The organism is Ancalomicrobiaceae bacterium S20 (assembly GCA_040269895.1).
Taxonomy (GTDB): Bacteria; Pseudomonadota; Alphaproteobacteria; order Rhizobiales; family Ancalomicrobiaceae; genus Methyloraptor; species Methyloraptor flagellatus.
Genome location: CP158568.1, coordinates 2,015,178 through 2,032,812, shown reverse-complemented (window position 1 = coordinate 2,032,812; position 17,635 = coordinate 2,015,178). Strand labels below are relative to the sequence as shown.

Annotated in this window: 16 protein-coding genes; 6 read left to right on the top strand and 10 right to left on the bottom strand. The window is 68.3% G+C overall.

All coding sequences use genetic code 11. The features are described 5' to 3' along the window. The first annotated feature begins 3 nt into the window (after window positions 1-3). Window positions 4-963 (top strand): Pnap_2097 family protein, encoded by a 960-nt coding sequence (locus ABS361_09330; protein XBY46390.1) that lies wholly within the window; start codon window positions 4-6, stop codon window positions 961-963. Window positions 964-1,134: 171 nt separating this feature from the next. Beyond that, window positions 1,135-2,430: an FAD-binding oxidoreductase gene (locus ABS361_09325; protein XBY46389.1), complete on the top strand. Its 1,296-nt coding sequence runs from the start codon at window positions 1,135-1,137 to the stop codon at window positions 2,428-2,430. A gap of 39 nt (window positions 2,431-2,469) precedes the next feature. Here the strand turns inward: ABS361_09325 and ABS361_09320 are convergent, their stop codons facing one another. From ABS361_09320 to ugpC, 7 genes are all read right to left on the bottom strand, one after another. Continuing rightward, on the bottom strand, window positions 2,470-3,978 hold the full coding sequence (locus ABS361_09320) for an acetyl-CoA hydrolase/transferase family protein (GenBank protein ID XBY46865.1): 1,509 nt from the start codon (window positions 3,976-3,978) through the stop codon (window positions 2,470-2,472). Window positions 3,979-4,203: 225 nt separating this feature from the next. Continuing rightward, on the bottom strand, window positions 4,204-5,832 hold the full coding sequence (locus ABS361_09315) for a GMC family oxidoreductase N-terminal domain-containing protein (GenBank protein ID XBY46388.1): 1,629 nt from the start codon (window positions 5,830-5,832) through the stop codon (window positions 4,204-4,206). 163 nt (window positions 5,833-5,995) lie between these two features. After that, window positions 5,996-6,775, bottom strand: a complete 780-nt coding sequence (gene otnI, locus ABS361_09310) for a 2-oxo-tetronate isomerase (GenBank protein ID XBY46387.1) — start codon at window positions 6,773-6,775, stop codon at window positions 5,996-5,998. Between the two features lie 144 nt (window positions 6,776-6,919). Beyond that, window positions 6,920-7,765: a carbohydrate ABC transporter permease gene (locus ABS361_09305; protein XBY46864.1), complete on the bottom strand. Its 846-nt coding sequence runs from the start codon at window positions 7,763-7,765 to the stop codon at window positions 6,920-6,922. A gap of 95 nt (window positions 7,766-7,860) precedes the next feature. Continuing rightward, complete coding sequence (locus ABS361_09300) at window positions 7,861-8,712, bottom strand: sugar ABC transporter permease (protein XBY46863.1); 852 nt, start codon at window positions 8,710-8,712, stop codon at window positions 7,861-7,863. 185 nt (window positions 8,713-8,897) lie between these two features. Continuing rightward, entirely contained in the window at window positions 8,898-10,205 is a 1,308-nt protein-coding gene (locus tag ABS361_09295) for an ABC transporter substrate-binding protein (GenBank protein ID XBY46386.1), read from the bottom strand. Window positions 10,206-10,336: 131 nt separating this feature from the next. After that, the gene (gene ugpC / locus ABS361_09290; protein XBY46385.1) at window positions 10,337-11,398 is read right to left on the bottom strand and encodes a sn-glycerol-3-phosphate ABC transporter ATP-binding protein UgpC; all 1,062 of its coding nucleotides are present in this window, start codon (window positions 11,396-11,398) and stop codon (window positions 10,337-10,339) included. Between the two features lie 327 nt (window positions 11,399-11,725). Here ugpC and aroQ point away from each other — a divergent pair, with 327 nt between their 5' ends. After that, window positions 11,726-12,172, top strand: a complete 447-nt coding sequence (aroQ, locus tag ABS361_09285) for a type II 3-dehydroquinate dehydratase (protein ID XBY46384.1) — start codon at window positions 11,726-11,728, stop codon at window positions 12,170-12,172. A gap of 13 nt (window positions 12,173-12,185) precedes the next feature. Here the strand turns inward: aroQ and ABS361_09280 are convergent, their stop codons facing one another. The 3 genes from ABS361_09280 to ABS361_09270 are packed head-to-tail and all read right to left on the bottom strand — an operon-like array spanning window position 12,186 to window position 14,790. After that, window positions 12,186-12,581: a RidA family protein gene (locus ABS361_09280; protein XBY46383.1), complete on the bottom strand. Its 396-nt coding sequence runs from the start codon at window positions 12,579-12,581 to the stop codon at window positions 12,186-12,188. A gap of 38 nt (window positions 12,582-12,619) precedes the next feature. Next, window positions 12,620-13,531 carry an N-carbamoyl-D-amino-acid hydrolase gene (locus ABS361_09275; GenBank protein ID XBY46382.1) on the bottom strand — a complete coding sequence of 304 codons (912 nt, stop codon included), beginning with the start codon at window positions 13,529-13,531 and terminating at the stop codon, window positions 12,620-12,622. Next, a complete protein-coding gene (locus ABS361_09270) occupies window positions 13,528-14,790 on the bottom strand; it encodes a diaminopropionate ammonia-lyase (protein ID XBY46381.1) in 1,263 nt (420 codons plus the stop codon). The genes ABS361_09275 and ABS361_09270 overlap by 4 nt, the downstream gene beginning before the upstream one ends. Window positions 14,791-15,125: 335 nt before the next feature. Here ABS361_09270 and nirK point away from each other — a divergent pair, with 335 nt between their 5' ends. From nirK to ABS361_09255, 3 genes are all read left to right on the top strand, one after another. Next, window positions 15,126-16,259: a copper-containing nitrite reductase gene (gene nirK, locus ABS361_09265; GenBank protein XBY46380.1), complete on the top strand. Its 1,134-nt coding sequence runs from the start codon at window positions 15,126-15,128 to the stop codon at window positions 16,257-16,259. Window positions 16,260-16,413: 154 nt separating this feature from the next. Beyond that, window positions 16,414-17,301 carry an SUMF1/EgtB/PvdO family nonheme iron enzyme gene (locus ABS361_09260; GenBank protein XBY46379.1) on the top strand — a complete coding sequence of 296 codons (888 nt, stop codon included), beginning with the start codon at window positions 16,414-16,416 and terminating at the stop codon, window positions 17,299-17,301. Window positions 17,302-17,442: 141 nt separating this feature from the next. Beyond that, the gene (locus tag ABS361_09255; GenBank protein XBY46862.1) at window positions 17,443-17,631 is read left to right on the top strand and encodes a DUF1858 domain-containing protein; all 189 of its coding nucleotides are present in this window, start codon (window positions 17,443-17,445) and stop codon (window positions 17,629-17,631) included. Window positions 17,632-17,635: the final 4 nt, after the last annotated feature.

Genomic DNA, 17,635 nt, shown 5'->3' with positions numbered 1-17,635 from the left:
CCCATGAACCAGCCGCTCCGATCCTTCGCCCCGGGTTCGGCCACGGCCGAGGAGGTCCGCGTCGCGCTCGCCTCCGCATCGGTGTCGGCAGGGTCGGCGCCGGCGACGGGCGAGATGGAGACCGCGGTCGTGCTCGGCATGCCGCATCTGGCGCTGATGGGGCTGTCGGAGCAGTGGCTGCTCAAGGAACTCGGCCACATCCATTGGCTGATGCTGGCGCAAGCCGCCGGCCGCGCGGTGCCGGACTTCGCCACCGTGCGTGGCGAACCGGTCTATGCCGCCTTCTGCGCGCTCAGGATCCGCGGCGCGCGCTTCGTCGCCGCGGTCGAGAACGGCCGGTTGACGATCCGCTCCCGCGTCGGCCGAGTGTCGAAGACCCAGATCGCGAGCCTGCACCGGCTCGCGCTCGATGGCGCGCCGGCCGGCGAGGTCGAACTCGTCTCGACCTTCGTCCACCGCACCGGCGGCGGCAATCACACGATCGCACGCTTCGAGGTGCCGGGCCTGCCGCTCGCCGCGGCAGACGGGTTCGGCAGCGAGCTGGCGCGGATCGCCGGCGAGCATCGTGCCGGCCGCCCGGTCGTTACGGACGACTTCGCTACGGGCGATCTCGAAGCGCCGACCGCCACCGCGCGCCTGGCCGAGCGGTTCGGCCCGGCGATCTTCTCGCCTTGTCCGGCGACCGACTTCAACGGCGCGGGTTTCCTTTACTTCGCGTCCTTCGTCGCCTTTCTCGATCGCGCCGAATGGCGCGCCGATCCGGTCGCGGCGCGCACGGCTTCGACTACGGACCGCCTCGTGCTCTACACCGGCAATCTCGATCCGGGCGAGGATCTGCACGTCACGCTCGACGATTGGGCGGCGGGGCGTCCGGGCGCATTTACCCATCGCGCCCGGCTCGCGGCAGCCGCGACCGGCGGCGCGCTGGCGCTTGCCTTCACGCGCAAGGCGACGGCGGCTTGAGAGGCAGGCCGGACCCGCATCCGGCGCGCGGCTCGACGGCGTGAGCCTTGCTATTGTTCGGCGCCAGCGTCGCCGAGGTGAGGCCGCGCCGCTTGGTCTCGGCATCGCGATCCTTGGCCCGTCCGGGCCGGCCGGGATACCACCGCCCCGCCATGCTCCGGAGTTGCCCCGTTGTCCGTCGTCGTCCCCCAGAAGCCGCTGCCGAAGTCCCTCTATGCCGAGACCGCCCAGCCGGCGCCGGAAACCGCACCGCTTGCCGGCGATGTCACAACCCGGGTCGCCATCGTCGGCGGCGGCTACACCGGCCTGTCGACCGCGCTGCATCTGGCGGAAGCCGGCATTGACGTCATCGTCATCGAGGCAAACGAGATCGGCTGGGGCGCGTCGGGACGCAATGGCGGGCAGGTCAACGCCGGGCTCAAGTGGGAGCCCGAGGAGCTGGAGAGCGGCTTCGGCGCCGATCTCGGCAAGCGCATGGCCCGGCTCGGCGACAGCGCGCCCGATCTCGTCTTCGAGCTGATCCAGAAGCACGGCATCGACTGCGCGCCGGTGCGCGGCGGGACAATTCGGGCCGCGGTCTCGAAGCGTTCGGAGGCAGGCATCCGGACCTATCAGCGGCAGTGGGCCGAGCGCGGTGCGCCGGTCGAACTCGCCGATGCCGAAAAGATGGTCGCGCTGACCGGTTCGCATGCCTATTCGTTCGGCGCCTACGATCGGCGCGGCGGTCAGGTGAACCCGCTCGGCTACGCGCGTGGCCTCGCCAAGGCGGCGCTCGCCGCCGGCGCCCGGATCGTCACGCGCACCGCGGTGCTCGGCCTGACGCAGACGGGCGCGGGCTGGACGCTGCGGACGGCCACCGGAACAGTCACGGCCGACCGGGTCGTCATCGCCACCAACGGCTATTCCGACGATCTGTGGCCGGGCCTGCGCCGCTCGATCGTGCCGGCCTTCTCGGCGATCGCCGCGACCGCGCCGCTGCCGGCGGAGATCGCGGCCGCGATCATGCCGACACGGCCGGTGCTCTACGAGATGTCGGCGGCCTATGCCTATTACCGGGTCGACGATCAGGGCCGGTTCCTGATGGGCGGCCGCAGCGTGCTGCGCGACAGCGCGACCTTCTCCGACTATCGCGGGTTGGTCTCGCATGCGCGGCGCCTGTTCCCGGCGCTCGAGAACGCGCTCTGGACGCATGTGTGGAACGGCCAGACCGCGATCACCTGGGATCACCTGCCGCATGTGCACGAGCCGGCGCCGGGCCTTCACATCGGCCTTGGCTACAACGGCCGCGGCGTCGCGATGGCGACCGCCATGGGCCGCATGCTCGCCCGCCGGACCGCGGGCGGCACGGCCGAGGAGCTCGATCTGCCGGTCACGAAGATCGACCCGATCTTCGGCCATGTCGCCTGGCCCTTCGCGGTGAAGGGCCGGCTGTTCTGGGAGAAGTTCCGCGAGCGGATGGGCTTCTGAGCCGCCGCCGGACGGCGCGATCCGAGAGGAGACGGCGGCTCAGCCCTGAGCCGCCTTCCAGTTCGGGATCCAGTCGAAGGCTTCCGACATCAGATGCGGCGTGTGCAGGCCGGGCGACCGGTGCATCGCCGCGTCATAATAGGCCGAGAGCGCCGGGCGGAAGCTCGGATGCGCGCAATTGGCGATGATCTGGCCCGCGCGCTTCTTCGGTGACAGGCCGCGCAGATCCGCGAGGCCCTGTTCGGTGACGATCACCTGCACGTCGTGCTCGGTGTGATCGACATGGGTCACCATCGGCACGATCGCCGAGATCGTGCCGTGCTTGGCGGTCGACGGCGTCATGAAGAACGACAGATAGGCATTGCGGGCGAAATCGCCCGAGCCGCCGATGCCGTTCATGATCCGGGTGCCGCCGATGTGCGTCGAATTGACGTTGCCATAGATGTCGGCCTCGATCAGCCCGTTCATGGCGATCACGCCGAGGCGGCGGATCACCTCCGGATGGTTGGAGATCTCCTGCGGCCGCAGCACGATGCGGTCGCGGTAGAAAGAGAGATCGCGCTCGAACGCCTCGTTGCCGGCCGGGCTCAGCGACAGCGCGGTCGCCGAGGCGAAGGCGAGCTTGCCGGAGCGCAGCAGGTTCAGCATGCCGTCCTGCAACACCTCGGTGTAGGCGGTCATCTCCTCGAACGGGCTCGTCTGCAGGCCCGCCATCACCGCATTGGCGACGTTGCCGACGCCGGACTGCAGCGGCAGCAGCGAGGCCGGCAGGCGGCCCTTCTTCACCTCGTGGCCGAGGAAGTCGATGATGTGGCCGGCGATCGCCTCCGACGTCGCGTCGGGCGCGGCGAAGGCCGAGTTGCGGTCCGGCGCGTCGGTCTCGACCACGGCGATGACCTTCGACGGATCGCAGCGCAGCGATGCCTCGCCGATCCGGTCGCCGGCCGACAGGATCGGGATCGGCTTCCTGTGCGGCGGGATCTGCGTACCGTAATAGACGTCGTGCATGCCGGCGAGCCGGGCATCCTGGCGCGTGTTGACCTCGATGATGATCTTGTCGGCCTGATCGAGCCAGGTCTTGTTGTTGCCGATCGAGGTCGACGGGATCAGGCTGCCGTCGGCATGGATGCCGACCACCTCGACCACCGCCACGTCGAGCTTGCCGAGAAAGCCGAACCAGACGTGCTGGGCGACGTGGGAGAGATGGATGTCGATATATTCCATCTGGCCGGCGTTGATGCGCTCGCGGCAGGTCGGATCGGACTGGTAGGGCAGGCGCATCTCGATGCCGTCGGCCTTGGCGAGCGCGCCGTCGAGCTCCGGTGCGGTCGAGGCGCCGGTCCAGACGCTGACCTTGAACGGCCGCCCGCGCGCATGCTCGGCCTCGATGCGCTTGGCGAGCGCCTGCGGCACCGCCTTCGGGTAGCCGGCGCCCGTGAAGCCGCTCATGCCGATCGTCGCGCCGGACGGGATCAGTTCGGCCGCTTCCTCCGCGGTCATCAGCTTGTCGGCGAGCGCGGGGGAATGAATGCGGGAATGCACGGACATCAGCATCGCGAAACTCTCCGGAAGGGCCGTCTCGAGGACGCGAGCGGCACCGTTGCGGTGGATCACACCGATTTAAGAGAAGATCGCGGAGACCGGAAGAGCTAAGCGCTTCATCAAAAAGGAGAATTTTGCATTTTATGCAGGGATGATATGCGATTTTTGCATATATGCATAATGACGATATGCGTTTCGTGCGGGTCGATCGGCGAGGTCATTGCTCGCGCGTCAGCCCGCGTCCTCCAGCACCATCCGCGCGCCCTTGTCGGCGATCATGAGCGTCGGCGTGTTGGTGTTGCCGGAGGTGATGGTCGGCATGATCGAGGCGTCGATCACGCGCAGGCCTTCGATGCCGAACACGCGCAGACGCTCGTCGACGACCGCCATCGGGTCGGAGGCGAGGCCCATCTTGGCGGTGCCGACGGGGTGGAAAATCGTCGTGCCGATGTCGCCGGCCGCCTTGGCGAGCGCCGCGTCGTCGTCGCCCACCGTAGGGCCGGGAAGATACTCTTCCGGCCGATAGGGCGCCATCGCCGCCTGCTTCATCAGCCGGCGCGTCACCCGGATCGCATCCGCCGCCACCGTGCGGTCGTCGTCGGTCGAGAGGTAGTTCGGCGCGATGATCGGCTTGGCGCTCGGGTCGGCCGAGCGCAGCTTGACGACGCCGCGCGAGGATGGCCGCAGATTGCAGGCGCTGACCGTGATGGCGGGGAAGCGATGCAGCGGCTCGCCGAACTTGTCGAGCGACAGCGGCTGGACGTGGAACTCGATGTTCGAGCGCTCGTGGTCGGGCGAGGACTTGGTGAAGATGCCGAGCTGCGACGGCGCCATCGCCATCGGCCCGCTCTGGTTCACCAGATATTCGAGCCCCATCAGCGCCCGGCCGGTCAGCGAATGATAGGTCTCGTTGAGCGTCTTGATGCCCGAGACTTTGAAGATCGCCCGCTGTTGCAGATGGTCTTGCAGGTTGCGGCCGACGCCCGGCTTGTCGAGCACGACCGGAAGCCCGTGTTCGGCCAGCCATTCGCCCGGCCCGATGCCGGAGAGTTGCAGGATCTGGATCGAGCCGATCGCGCCGGCCGACAGGATCACCTCGCCGCGCGCGCGTGCCTCGATGGTCCGGCCATCGCGCCGGAACCTGACGCCGGTCGCGCGGCCGTTCTCGACCAGGACCTTCTCGACCAATACGCCGGTTTCGAGCTTCAGGTTCGGCCGCTTCAGCGCCGGCTTCAGGAAGCCGCGCGCGGTCGACCAGCGGATGCCGCGCTTCTGATTGACGTGGAAATAGCCGACCCCGGTATTGTCGCCGCGGTTGAAGTCCTCGGTCGCGGGTACACCCATCTCCTGCGCGGCAGCCGCGACCGCGTCGAGCACGGCCCAGTGCAGTCGCGCCTTCTCGACCCGATACTCACCGCCGACCGCATGGTGCTCGCTGTCGCCGAGGAAATGGTCGTCGAGCTTGCGGAAGATCGGCCGGACCTCGTCCCAGCCCCAGCCGGCGAGCCCCAGTTGCCGCCAATGATCGTAGTCGGCCGCCTGACCGCGCATCGAGATCATGCCGTTGATCGCCGAGCAGCCGCCGATCACCTTGCCGCGCGGATACTTGAGCGAGCGGCCGTTGAGGCCCGGCTCCTTCTCGGTCTCGAACAGCCAGTCAGCGCGCGGATTGCCGATCGCGAACAGGTAGCCGACCGGGATGTGGAACCAGATCCAGTTGTCGCGCCCGCCGGCCTCCAGCACCAGCACGCGCTTGGTCGGATCGGCGGAGAGCCGGTTCGCCAGCACGCAGCCGGCGGAGCCGGCTCCGACGACGATATAGTCGAAGTCTCCGTCCAGGCGCTCGACGGGGGTGGTCATGGGATGCGGATCCTCTCGCGCGGGGCCGGTTCGACGCGGCTCTTCGACGCCGACATTAGCCGGCCGGCCGCCGCTGCGGAACGAGACGGAAGTCGGGGAGGGACGATCGGAGGGGGCGCGTACTCGCGTGTTCGACGCGCGTGCTCTTCGCCCCGCCCGCCCGTCAGCGCCGCCGCTTGTAGCGCTCGAACCAGCCGAGCCCTTCGAGCGTCGGTCCGCGCGGATTGTACTCGCAGCCGACGAAGCCGGCGTAGCCGAGCCGGTCGAGTTGCGCGAACAGGTAGACGTAGTTCAGCTCCTCGCCGTCCGGCTCGTTGCGCGACGGTACCGAGGCGACCTGCACATGGCCGATCAGGGGCAGCAGCTCGCGCAGCGCTACGGTGACATCGCCGTGGAGGATCTGGCGATGGTAGATGTCGAACAGCAGCTTGACGTTCGGGCGCCCGAGATCCTCGATCAGCGCCGCCGCGGCCTTGAACGAGTTCATGAAATAGCCGGGCATGTTGCGGCCGTTGATCGGCTCGAGCACGACGTCTACGCCGACCGCGCCGAGCCGCTCGGCCGCGTATTCGACTGCGCGGCGATAGGCGACCTGCGCCTCGGGCGCATTCGCGTCGGCGAGCCCGGCCATCATGTGCAGCCGCTTGACGCCGGTCGCCCGCGCATAGTCGAGCGCCTTGTCGACGCTCGCCTTCACGTCGTCGAACCGGCCGGGCAGGGCGGCGAAGCCGCGTTCGCCGGCCGCCCAGTTGCCGGGCGGCAGGTTGAACAGCGCGAGCGTCAGATCGTTGCGCGTCAGCCGCTCGGCGATCGCTTCCGGCGCGTGGTCATAGGGAAACATGAACTCAACCGCCGCGAAGCCGGCATCGGCTGCGGCGTCGAAGCGGTCGAGGAAGTCCCGCTCGGTGAACATCAGGGTCAGATTGGCGGCGAATTTCGGCATGGAGATCCTCGGGGATCGCAACGGGAGAACCCGTGCCTAACAGGCTGCGGCGCCGCGGGCCAGCGCCGCGCCGCCGCCCGTCCGTCGCAGCCCTGTCGTCGCAGCCCGGTCCGTCGCAGCCCAGTCGTTACAGGCCGGAGGACGTCATTCCTTCACCGCGCCCGTCATCGACGACACGTAGTAGTCGACGAAGAACGAGTAGAGGATCACCACCGGCAGCGAGCCGATCAATGCGCCGGCCATCAGCGAGCCCCACTCGAACACGTCGCCGCGCACCAGCTCGGTCAGCACGCCGACCGGCACGGTCTTGTTCTCCGACGACTGGATGAAGGTCAGCGCGTAGATGAACTCGTTCCACGAGAGCGTGAAGGCGAAGATGCCGGCCGAGATCAGGCCCGGCACCGCGAGCGGCAGGATGACCTTGGTCAGGATCTGCCAGCGCGAGGCGCCGTCGATCAGCGCGCATTCCTCCAGCTCGTAGGGGATCGAGCGGAAGTAGCCCATCAAGAGCCAGGTGCAGAACGGGATCAGGAACGTCGGATAGGTGAAGATCAGCGCGAGCTTGGTGTCGTACATGCCGAAGCCGAACACGATCAGCGCCAGCGGGATGAACAGGATCGACGGCGGCACCAGATAGGCGAGGAAGATCGCCAGCCCGACGAAGCGCGCACCGGTGAAACGCAGCCGCTCGATCGCATAGGCAGCGAAGACGGAGGCCGCCAGCGCGAGCACCGTCGAGCAGACCGAGACCACCAGCGTGTTCCAGAGCCAGCCCGGATAGGACGTTTCGAACAGCAGGTACTTGATGTGCTGCAGCGTCGGTTCGACCACCCAGAACGGCGAATAATGCTCGTAGTCGGTGAGTTGGTGGTTCGGTTTGATCGCCGTGATCGTCATCCAATAGAACGGGAACAGCAGGACGAACACGAACAGCGCCAGCGGCAGGTACACGACCAGGATCCGCCGCGGCAGGCTGTCGAGATAGTCCATGCCGACGCTGTCGTCGATCTCGGGCGCCGCCGCGGGCCCGCGAGCGGGCGGGGCGGATGAGGCGAGGGTCGGAGCGGTTGCCATGGGGGATCTCCTCAATCCTGGCCGCCCTGCTGCCAGCGACGCCGCTGCAGGCCGAAGAAGCTGAACAGGATGGCCGCGAGCAGGAACGGGATCATCGCCACCGCGATCGCCGCGCCTTCGCCGAGCTGGCCGCCGGGAATGGCGCGCTGGAACGACAGCGTCGCCATCAGATGGGTGGCGTTGACCGGGCCGCCCTTGGTCAGCACGTAGATGAGCTGGAAGTCGGTGAAGGTGAACAGGACCGAGAAGGTCATCACCACCGAGATGATCGGCGACAGCATCGGCAGCGTCACATAGCGGAAGCGCTGCCAGGCGGTCGCCCCGTCGAGCGTCGCGGCTTCGTGCAGCGACGGCGGGATCGTCTGCAGGCCCGCGAGCAGCGAGATCGCCACGAACGGAATGCCGCGCCAGACGTTCGCCGCGATCACCGACGCGCGCGCGTTGCCGGCCTCGCCGAGGAAGTTGATCGGGTGATCGATGAGCCCCATCTTGATCAGCGACCAGGACACGATCGAGAACTGCGCGTCGTAGATCCACCAGAACGCGATGCCCGAGAGCACGGTCGGCACGACCCAGGGCAGCAGGATGACCGCGCGAAAGAATGCCTTGAACGGCATGTGATTGTTGAGGATCAGCGCCAGCCAGAGTCCGAGCACGAACTTCAGGATCGAGGCGCCGAACGTGTAGAGCAGCGTGTTGAACACCGACAGCCAGAACACCGAGTCGATCCAGAGGAACTCGTAGTTCTCCAGTCCGATGAACACGCCCGGCCGGCCGATCTTGGCGTCGGTGAAGCCCAGCCAGACGCCGAGCCCGAGCGGGTAGGTCAGGAAGCAGACGAGGAACACCGCCGCGGGCAGCATGAACAGGAAGCCGAGCGCATTGCGGCTCTGGCCGAGACGGCCGAGCAGCGATGGCGGGGCGGCGGCACGCCGGGGTGCGGCGGCGACATCGGACATTGGGGGGCTCCGGCGGGTTTGCGCGGGATCGCGAAAAGGCGCTGACCCGGCCGTTCCGGGCGAGCCCGGAACGGCCGGACGGCGTCCGATCAGACGCGGTAGTAGCGGTTGACCCGCGCCTCGGCGCGCTTCATGGCGTCTTCCGGCTTCTGCGCGCCGGTGACGGCCTCGGCGAACATGTCGACCAGCACATAGTCGGCCATGACGCCGGCCGAGGCGTAGCCGAGCGGGCCGGCATAGCCGTTCGGGCGCAGCGACGCGGAGGCCTTGGCGTAGGGCTTGTGGACCGGATCGGCCTCCCAGATCGGATGGTTCTGGTAGGCCTTCAGCGCCGAGCAGCAATAGGCCGACGAGCCGCCGATCCAGGCGTTCATCTGTTCCGGCTCGTACATGAACTGCATGTAGGCCTGCGCGGCCTGCGGGAACTTCGAGTGCTTGAACAGCACCATGGTCGTGGTCTGATGCAGCTCGACCGACTGGCCGACCGGGCCGATCGGCATGGTCGTGGTCTTGGTGTCGGCGGCGATCTCGGCGAGCTTCGGATCGTTCTTGGCCGCGTAATAGAGCGAGACGCCGTTCGCGGTCAGCGAGATCTGGTTGGCGAGATAGGCGCGGTTGTTGTTGATGTCGAGCCAGCTCTCGGTGCCCGGGATGAAGGTCTCGTAGAGCGCCTTGGCATAGTTGAGCGCCGCGAGCGTCTCGGGGCTGTTGATCGCCACCTTGCCGTTCTCGTCGACGGTCTTGCCGCCATGGCTCCACAGCAGCCAGTGGGCGTAGTTGTTGCCGTCGCCGACCGCCTTGCCATGCGCGAAGCCGGCGGGCGTGCCCTTGGCCTTCAGCGCCTTGCAGAGCTCGAGGAAGCCCTTGGTGTCGTTCGGCACCGACTGGAAGCCGGCCGCTTTCACATGGCTCTCGCGATAGCAGATCGCGTTGCCGATCGCGGCGATCGGCAGGCCGATGAACTTGCCGTCGCGCTTGGCGTAGCCCTCGTTGCCCGGATACCAGCCGCCGCCGGCCTGGCCGATCGAGGTCGCGAGCTGGGTCAGGTCGACCAGCTTGTCCGGATACTGCTGGGCGTCGTCGAACCACACCCAGACGATGTCCGGACCCGCGCCCATGTTGGCGGCGACGGCGGACTTCGGCCGGATGTCTTCCCAGCTCTCCTTGTCGATGCGGACCTCGATGCCGGTCTTCTCGGTGAACTTCTTGGTGTTGGCGATCCAGGCGTCCTCGTCGCCCTTCACGAACGGCGCCCAGCGCAGCACGCGCAGGCTCGCGCCCTTCTCGGGCGTGAAGGTCGGCTTCGACTGGGCGAGCGCCGGCAGCGAGCCGATGAGCGGGATACCGGCGGCGCCGACGGCCGCGCCGGCGAGAAGATCGCGACGTGTCAGAGACATGGATATTCCTCCCTGTGCTTGTTCGGTATTCCGGACATCCGGGATGCGCTCTGCGGCGCGTTTGGCTCCCTGATGCCTGTCCTTGGAAAGAGGTTCTTGCGTGCGAAGGCGCGAGACCGTGGGATCGCGCGTCAGAGCCGTGCGCCGGTCTCCGCGTCGAACAGGTGCACCAGCGTCGGATCGATCGCGATGTGGATCGTCTCGCCGTGGCGCGCGGTGACGCGCTCGCGGAACACGCAGGTGATCTCCTTGCCGGCGAGTTCGACCACCACATGGGTCTCCGCGCCGGTCGGCTCGGTCACGACCACCTTGGCCGGCAGGCCGCCGGCATCGAGGCGGACATGCTCGGGCCGGATGCCGTAGACGACCGGCCGGCCGTCGGAGCCCGCGGGAGCGCCTGCGAGCGGCAGCGACGAGCCGTCTGCGGTGACGAGGCTCGGCGGGGTGCCGCCGCGGATCTTGCCTTCGACGAAGTTCATGGCCGGCGAGCCGATGAAGCCGGCGACGAACAGGTTCGCCGGCCGGTCGTAGAGATCGAGCGGCGCGCCGACCTGCTCGACGATGCCGTCATGCATGACCACGATCTTGTCGGCCATGGTCATGGCCTCGATCTGGTCGTGGGTGACGTAGACCGTCGTGGTCTTGAGCCGCTGGTGCAACTCCTTGATCTCGGTGCGCATCTGCACGCGGAGTTTCGCGTCGAGGTTCGACAGCGGCTCGTCGAACAGGAACACCTGCGGATCGCGCACGATCGCGCGGCCCATGGCGACGCGCTGGCGCTGACCGCCGGAGAGCTGGCGCGGGTAGCGGTCGAGCAGGGGGGTGAGCGACAGGATCTCGGCCGCGCGCTTCACGCGGGTGTCGATCTCGGTCTTCGGCGCGCCGCGCAGCTTCAGCGAGAAGGCCATGTTGTCGGCGACCTTCATGTGCGGATAGAGCGCGTAGTTCTGGAAGACCATCGCGATGTCGCGTTCCTTCGGCGGAACGTTGTTGACCACGCGGTCGCCGATCGCGATCTCGCCGCCGGTGATGTGTTCGAGCCCCGCGATCATGCGCAAGAGCGTCGACTTTCCACAGCCCGACGGGCCGACCAGAATCACGAACTCGCCTTCGCGGATGTCGACGTCGACACCCTTGATGACCGAGACGGCGCCGTACGCCTTGCGCACGCCGCGAATTGCGACCGATGCCATACACGTCCTCCCCATGCCGTCGCTTGTCCGACGGGCCGCCTTCTTCACGAGGCGTCTGAACCGATCGATTTTCGTAAACCGATTAGTATCTTGACGGAGTCGTAACATGGTAGTTGACCCCTGCCAATCGCGTTTTCGCATGTCTCGAAGCTGTCGCGTGCCTGACGCAAGGCATGCGAACAGCGGTCGGCACGGCGGCCCAGACACCCGCCTGGCGGATGGCGAGGCGCTTCCGCGTGCGCGCCGCGACGAAAACGGCTATCGGAGAGGGGCGATCACGCTGTCCGGCCGGGACGCGCGCCGATCGGCCCGACTTGAGGAAACGACATGAGCCGCCTCGTCTATGTGTTGAACGGTCCGAACCTGAACCTGCTCGGCAAGCGCCAGCCGGAGATCTACGGCCGCGAGACATTGGCCGACGTCGAGGCCGACTGCCTGAAGGCCGCCGCCGCGCTCGGCCTGCAGCTCCGGTTCCACCAGTCGAACCGCGAATACGAGCTGATCGACTGGATCCACGAGGCGCGCGAGACCGCCGGCGGCATCGTGATCAATCCGGGCGCCTTCACCCATACCTCGATCGCCATCCTCGATGCGCTCAACGCCTTCGACGGCGTGGTGATCGAGGTGCATATCTCGAACGTGCACAAGCGCGAGGAATTCCGGCACAAATCCTACGTCTCGCTGCGCGCCGACGGCGTCATGGCCGGCTTCGGCACGCAAGGCTACACGCTGGCGCTGCAGCGGGTCGCGCGGCTCCTCGACCAGAAGACCTGAGATGGGCGGCGGCTCAGGGCCGCCGCGCCACCATGTCGATCTCGATCAGCGCGTCGTAGGCGAGACCCGTCGTGCCGATGCAGGTGCGCGCCGGCAAGCGGTCGGCCGGGAAATAGGTCCGATAGACCGCGTTCATCGCGGCGTAGTCGCGCTTGAACTCGGTCAGGTAGATCCGCACCTGCACAACATGCTCGAGTCCGAGCCCGAGCCCCGCGAGAATCGTGGCGAGGTTGGTCATCGTGTTGCGCGTCTGTGCCTCGATGCCGTCCGGCAGCACGCCGGGCGTCTCGGGGCTGTCCGGCATCTGGCCGGTCAGGAACACGAAGCCGTCGGTCTCGACCGCGTGGCTGAACGGAGCGACCGGCCGGGTCGCACCGGCGATCATGTGGAAGAGCGGTTCGGTCGACATGGGGCTCCGGTCGGGCTGGGCGATGGGAATGACGGGGCTCAGGCGCGCTTCGGCGCGGTGAGCAGCCCGTAGGTGTCCGGCTCGCGGTGGAGCGCGAAGTTGAAGATGTTGGCCTTGATCTCGCGGCACCGGTCGAGATCGACCTCCGCCGTGACCAGCTCGTCGCCGAGCGTCTGCGCGACGCTGACGATCTCGCCGGTCGGCGCCACGATGCAGCTGCCGCCGATCAGCTCGCAGCCCTCCTCGACGCCGGCCTTGGCCGTGCCGATCACATAGGTGCCGTTCTGATAGGCGCCGGCCTGCAGCGACAGGTGGTTGTGGAAGTCCTGCAGCCGGTCGTGCTCGGGCGCGAGCGGATAGTGCCGCGGCGTGTTGTAGCCGGCGGCGACCAGTTCGACGCCCTGGAGCCCGAGCGAGCGGAACGCCTCCGGCCAGCGCCGGTCGTTGCAGATCAGCGTGCCGACCTTGCCGCCGAAGGCATCCGCGACCACGAAGCCGAGATCGCCGCGTTCGAAATAGCGCTTCTCCAGATGCTGGAACGGCCGCTCCGGCTCGTGCTCGCGATGGCCGGGCAGGTGGATCTTGCGATATTTCGAGACGATCGTGCCGGCCTCGTCGACGATGATAGCCGTGTTGTAGCGCGTCGTCCCGTCGAGCTCGGCATAGCCGAGGTGGAAGCCGATGCCGGCCGCGCGCGCCGCCTCGAACAGCGGCGCGACGTCCGGGTTCGGCATCGAGCGCTCGTAGAAGCGGTCGAGTTCGGCCGGATCGGCGATGAACCAGCGGGGAAAGAAGGTCGTCAGCGCCAGTTCGGGGAACACCATGAAGCGGACGCCCCGGCGCCTGCCCTCGTCGACGAGCGCGATCATGCGGGTGACGACCGAGGCGCGCGGCTCGTCGCGGCCGATCGGCCCGAGTTGCGCGGCGGCGGCGATGAAGCGGCGGCTCATGCGGGTCTCCAGGCAGTCGCGGCTGCGCGCACGGCATCGCCGTCGCGGCCGATGATCGTCTTGTAGAGCGCGGGATCCGTGTCGCCCTCGGTGCCGAGGCAGAGCACGACCGAATCGGCATCGAGCCCGAGCGCCGCGCGCGCCTCGGCCTCGGCGGTCGCGACCGCGAGTGCTGCGAGCCCGGCGACGGCCGATTCGCCCGCGACCACCGGCCGGTCGCCGAACGCGCCCTCGGCGAGGACACGCATCGCGGCGATCGCCGCCGCGTCGGGCAGGCGCACGGCGGCGTCGCAGCCCGTCGCGAGGATCTCCCAGGCGAGATCGGAGATCTCGCCGCAGGCGAGCCCGGCCATCATCGTGTCGAGATCGCCGCCGACCGCGACCGGATGGCCGGCGCGGATGGTCTCATACCAGCAGGCCGCGTTTTCCGGATCACCGAGCACGATTTTGGGCCGCGGCGCGCCTTCGCGCTCGGCAATGCGCCACAGATGCGCCGCGACCGCCGCCGCCATGCCGCCGACACCGGTCTGCAGGAACACGTGCGTCGGCAGGCGCCCGAGCGCGGCATGCGCCTCGGCCGCCATGATCTCGTAGCCCTGCATGACGTCGCGCGGCACCGTCCGATAGCCGGGATAGGACGTGTCGGAGACGACGAACCAGCCCTCCCGCTCGGCGGTCTCCTGCGCCTCGCGGACGCTGTCGTCGTAGTTCCCGCCGGTGCGGCGCACGTCAGCGCCATAGGCTGCGATCGCCGCCCGCCGGCCCTCGCTGACCGTCGCATGGATGAAGATCACCGCCTTCGCCCCGAACAGCCGGGCGCCCCAGGCGACCGAGCGGCCGTGATTGCCGTCCGTGGCGCAGGTGACGGTGATCGATGCGGCGATCTCGGCGAAGGCGCTGGAACCGATTTCCGCGGGCGAGGGCGCCTTGCCGGTGCGCCGTTCGACTTCGCGCGCGATCAGTCGCGCCACCGCATAGGCACCGCCGAGTGCCTTGAAGCTGCCGAGCCCGAATCGCCCGCCCTCGTCCTTGAACCAGAGCCGCCCGACGCCGAGCCGCGCCGCGAGCCCGGGAAGCTCGACGAGCGGCGTCGGCGCATAGTTCTGCCAGCCGCTGATCGTCGCCGCCGCGGTCGCGAACGCCTCGTCGTTCAGAACCTCCGTCATGGCCGGCAGGTAGCGCGAGCCGGCCCCCGCGTTGAAGGCGATCAGGCTGCCCGCGATCGCGAACGGGTCCTCGTCGGAGCCCCGGCGTTTCATCTCGACCGCGCTCCCTCGCCGCCGGCGTGCATCCGATCGGTGGATCGTGGGCGAGGGGAGGCGGGCGGATGCGGCAAGGTTCGGGACTCCCTCTCGACGCTTTCGACATCGGCGATTTTGACCAGACGATCACGACTGCCTCGTCCTGCGTCAAGCCGCATCCTTGGGCAGACGACGCATGGCCGCCCGTCGTCGCGGAAGCCGCCTGCGATCGGGGCGCGGAAACTTGAGAAATCTCAAAGCTCACGAAGCTTGTTCCCCGACAAAGAGCGGTCGGCGGCAAAGGCGCATCGTCTGGTCATTCGAAAGCAAGAGATCGACCTAAGGAGGTCGCCATGCTCACTCGCCGTACCCTGATGACCGCCGCCGCTGCCGTCGCCGTGATGGCCGCCGTTCCCGCCCTCGCCGCCGACGACGTGTCGAAGCTGCCGCGCGAGAAGGTCGAGCTGGTCGCGCCGCCCTTCGTCCACGCCCACGAGCAGGCCACCAAGGCCGGCCCGAAGGTGATCGAGTTCAAGATGACCGTCCAGGAGAAGGAGATCGTCATCGACGAACAGGGCACCAAGATGCAGGCGATGACCTTCGACGGCTCGGTTCCGGGCCCGATGATGGTCGTCCACGAAGGCGACTACGTCGAGCTGACGCTGGTCAATCCCGAGACCAACACGCTCGCCCACAACATCGACTTCCATTCCGCGACCGGCGCCCTCGGCGGCGGCGCGCTGACCCTGATCAACCCCGGCGAACAGGTCGTGCTGCGCTGGAAGGCGACCCGCCCCGGCGTGTTCGTCTACCACTGCGCCCCCGGCGGCCCGATGATCCCGTGGCACGTCGTATCCGGCATGAGCGGCGCCGTGATGGTGCTGCCGCGCGACGGCCTGAAGGACGATCAGGGCAAGCCGCTCAGCTACGACAAGGTCGTCTACATCGGCGAGAACGACTTCTATGTCCCGAAGGACGACAAGGGCCACTACAAGACCTACGAAAGCCCGGGTGACGCCTATGCCGACACCGTCGAGGTGATGCGCAAGCTGATCCCGACCCACGTGGTCTTCAACGGCCGCGCCGGTGCGCTGACCGGCAAGAATGCCCTGACCGCCAAGGTCGGCGCCAAGGTGCTGATCGTCCACAGCCAGGCCAATCGCGACAGCCGCCCGCATCTGATCGGCGGTCACGGCGACTACGTCTGGGAGACCGGCAAGTTCGCCAACCGGCCGGAGAAGGATCTGGAGACCTGGTTCATCCGTGGCGGCTCCGCGGGTGCGGCGCTCTACACCTTCCGCGAGCCGGGCGTCTACGCCTACGTGACGCATAACCTGATCGAGGCCGTCGAACTCGGCGCCACCGCCCACTTCAAGGTCGAGGGCAAGTGGAACGACGACTTCATGAAGCAGGTCCAGCCGCCGTCCCCGATCGGCACGGGCGCCAAGACCGGCGCGCTCGAGACGCCTGTGGTGATGGACGAGTAATCCACAACTGATGCAGGCCGGCCCGCCTCGACGTTCGAGGTCGGGCCGGTCGCTTTCCCGAGACGCCCGCAGGCCGGTTCGGATCGGCCCGGGCCCGCCGATCGAGGCTGCTCCAGTGGCGGACCGTCCGTCACCCGTTCGAAGGAGGTCCGCCATGGGACCCCTGATGAAGATGATGCGTTCGAAGTGGATGCTGGCCGGCACGCTGTCGGTGGTGATGCTGGCGGGGCAGGGCTTCCGCGCCCCCGATCCCGATCCGGTCGCGGTCGTGCGGGTCGAGGCCGGTCGTTTCGCCTATCGCGCCAGCGGCGACTTCACCCGCGCCGGCCGGCAGGTCGACGGCCCGGTCCGTGAAACCCGGATCGCGCGGCCCTTCGCGATGATGAAGAACCACGTCACGGCGGCCGACTATGACCGCTGTGTCGCAGCCGGCGCCTGCGCGCCGCGTGGCGACGCCGATCGAGCCGGTCGGCCGGATCGCGCGGTGATCGGCGTCAGCCATCTCGACGCGACCGCCTATGCGCGCTGGTTCGCCCAGCGCACCGGCCGGCCGTGGCGGCTGCCGACCGACGCCGAATGGGCCTTCGCGGCCGGCTCGAAGTTCACCGGCGAGCCCTCGACCGAGGCGACCGGCACGGGCTTCGCCGAGCGGTGGATCGCCCGCTACGAGCGCGAGGCCGAGGCGAGTGCTGCGGTCGAGACGGCGCTGCGTCCGCCCGGCGGCTTCGGCGCCAACGAGCGTGGCCTCGACGATCTCGACGGCAACGTCTGGGAATGGACCGACAGCTGCTTCGTCCGGCAGGCGCTCGACACGAAAGGCCGCGCGATCGGCCCCGGCACGGTCAATTGCGGCGTGCGCGTCGTCGAGGGCCGGCACCGGACCTACGTCACCGACTTCATCCGCGACGCGCGCGCCGGCGGCTGCGCGGCCGGCGTGCCGCCGACCCATCTCGGGTTCCGGCTGGTCCGCGACGAGCCGGACCTCGTGGCCCGGATCGAGGAACGCGTCCGGCGCGGCTTCGGCCGCGTCGCCGGGCTCTGACTCAATCCGTGAAGGCCGAACCACAAACACTTGCGACAACAGGCTTCTTGCCGAAGGGAGGTTCCGATGACCGAGACTGCCGAAGCGGAGACCGCCCTGCGCATCACCCGCCGCGGTGCGGCGGGCGATGTGGATTTCGACATGCTCGTCGACGAGGTGATGTCGCGCTGGCCCGAGACGATCCGGGTCTTCCTCGACTTCCGCTTCATGTGCGTCGGCTGCCCGATCGCGTGCTTCCACACGGTCGCCGATGCGAGCCGGGAGCATTTCGCCAACCCGGACAAGTTCCTCGCCGCGCTGCGCGAGGCGATCGAAACGGAAGGCGCCTGAGAAC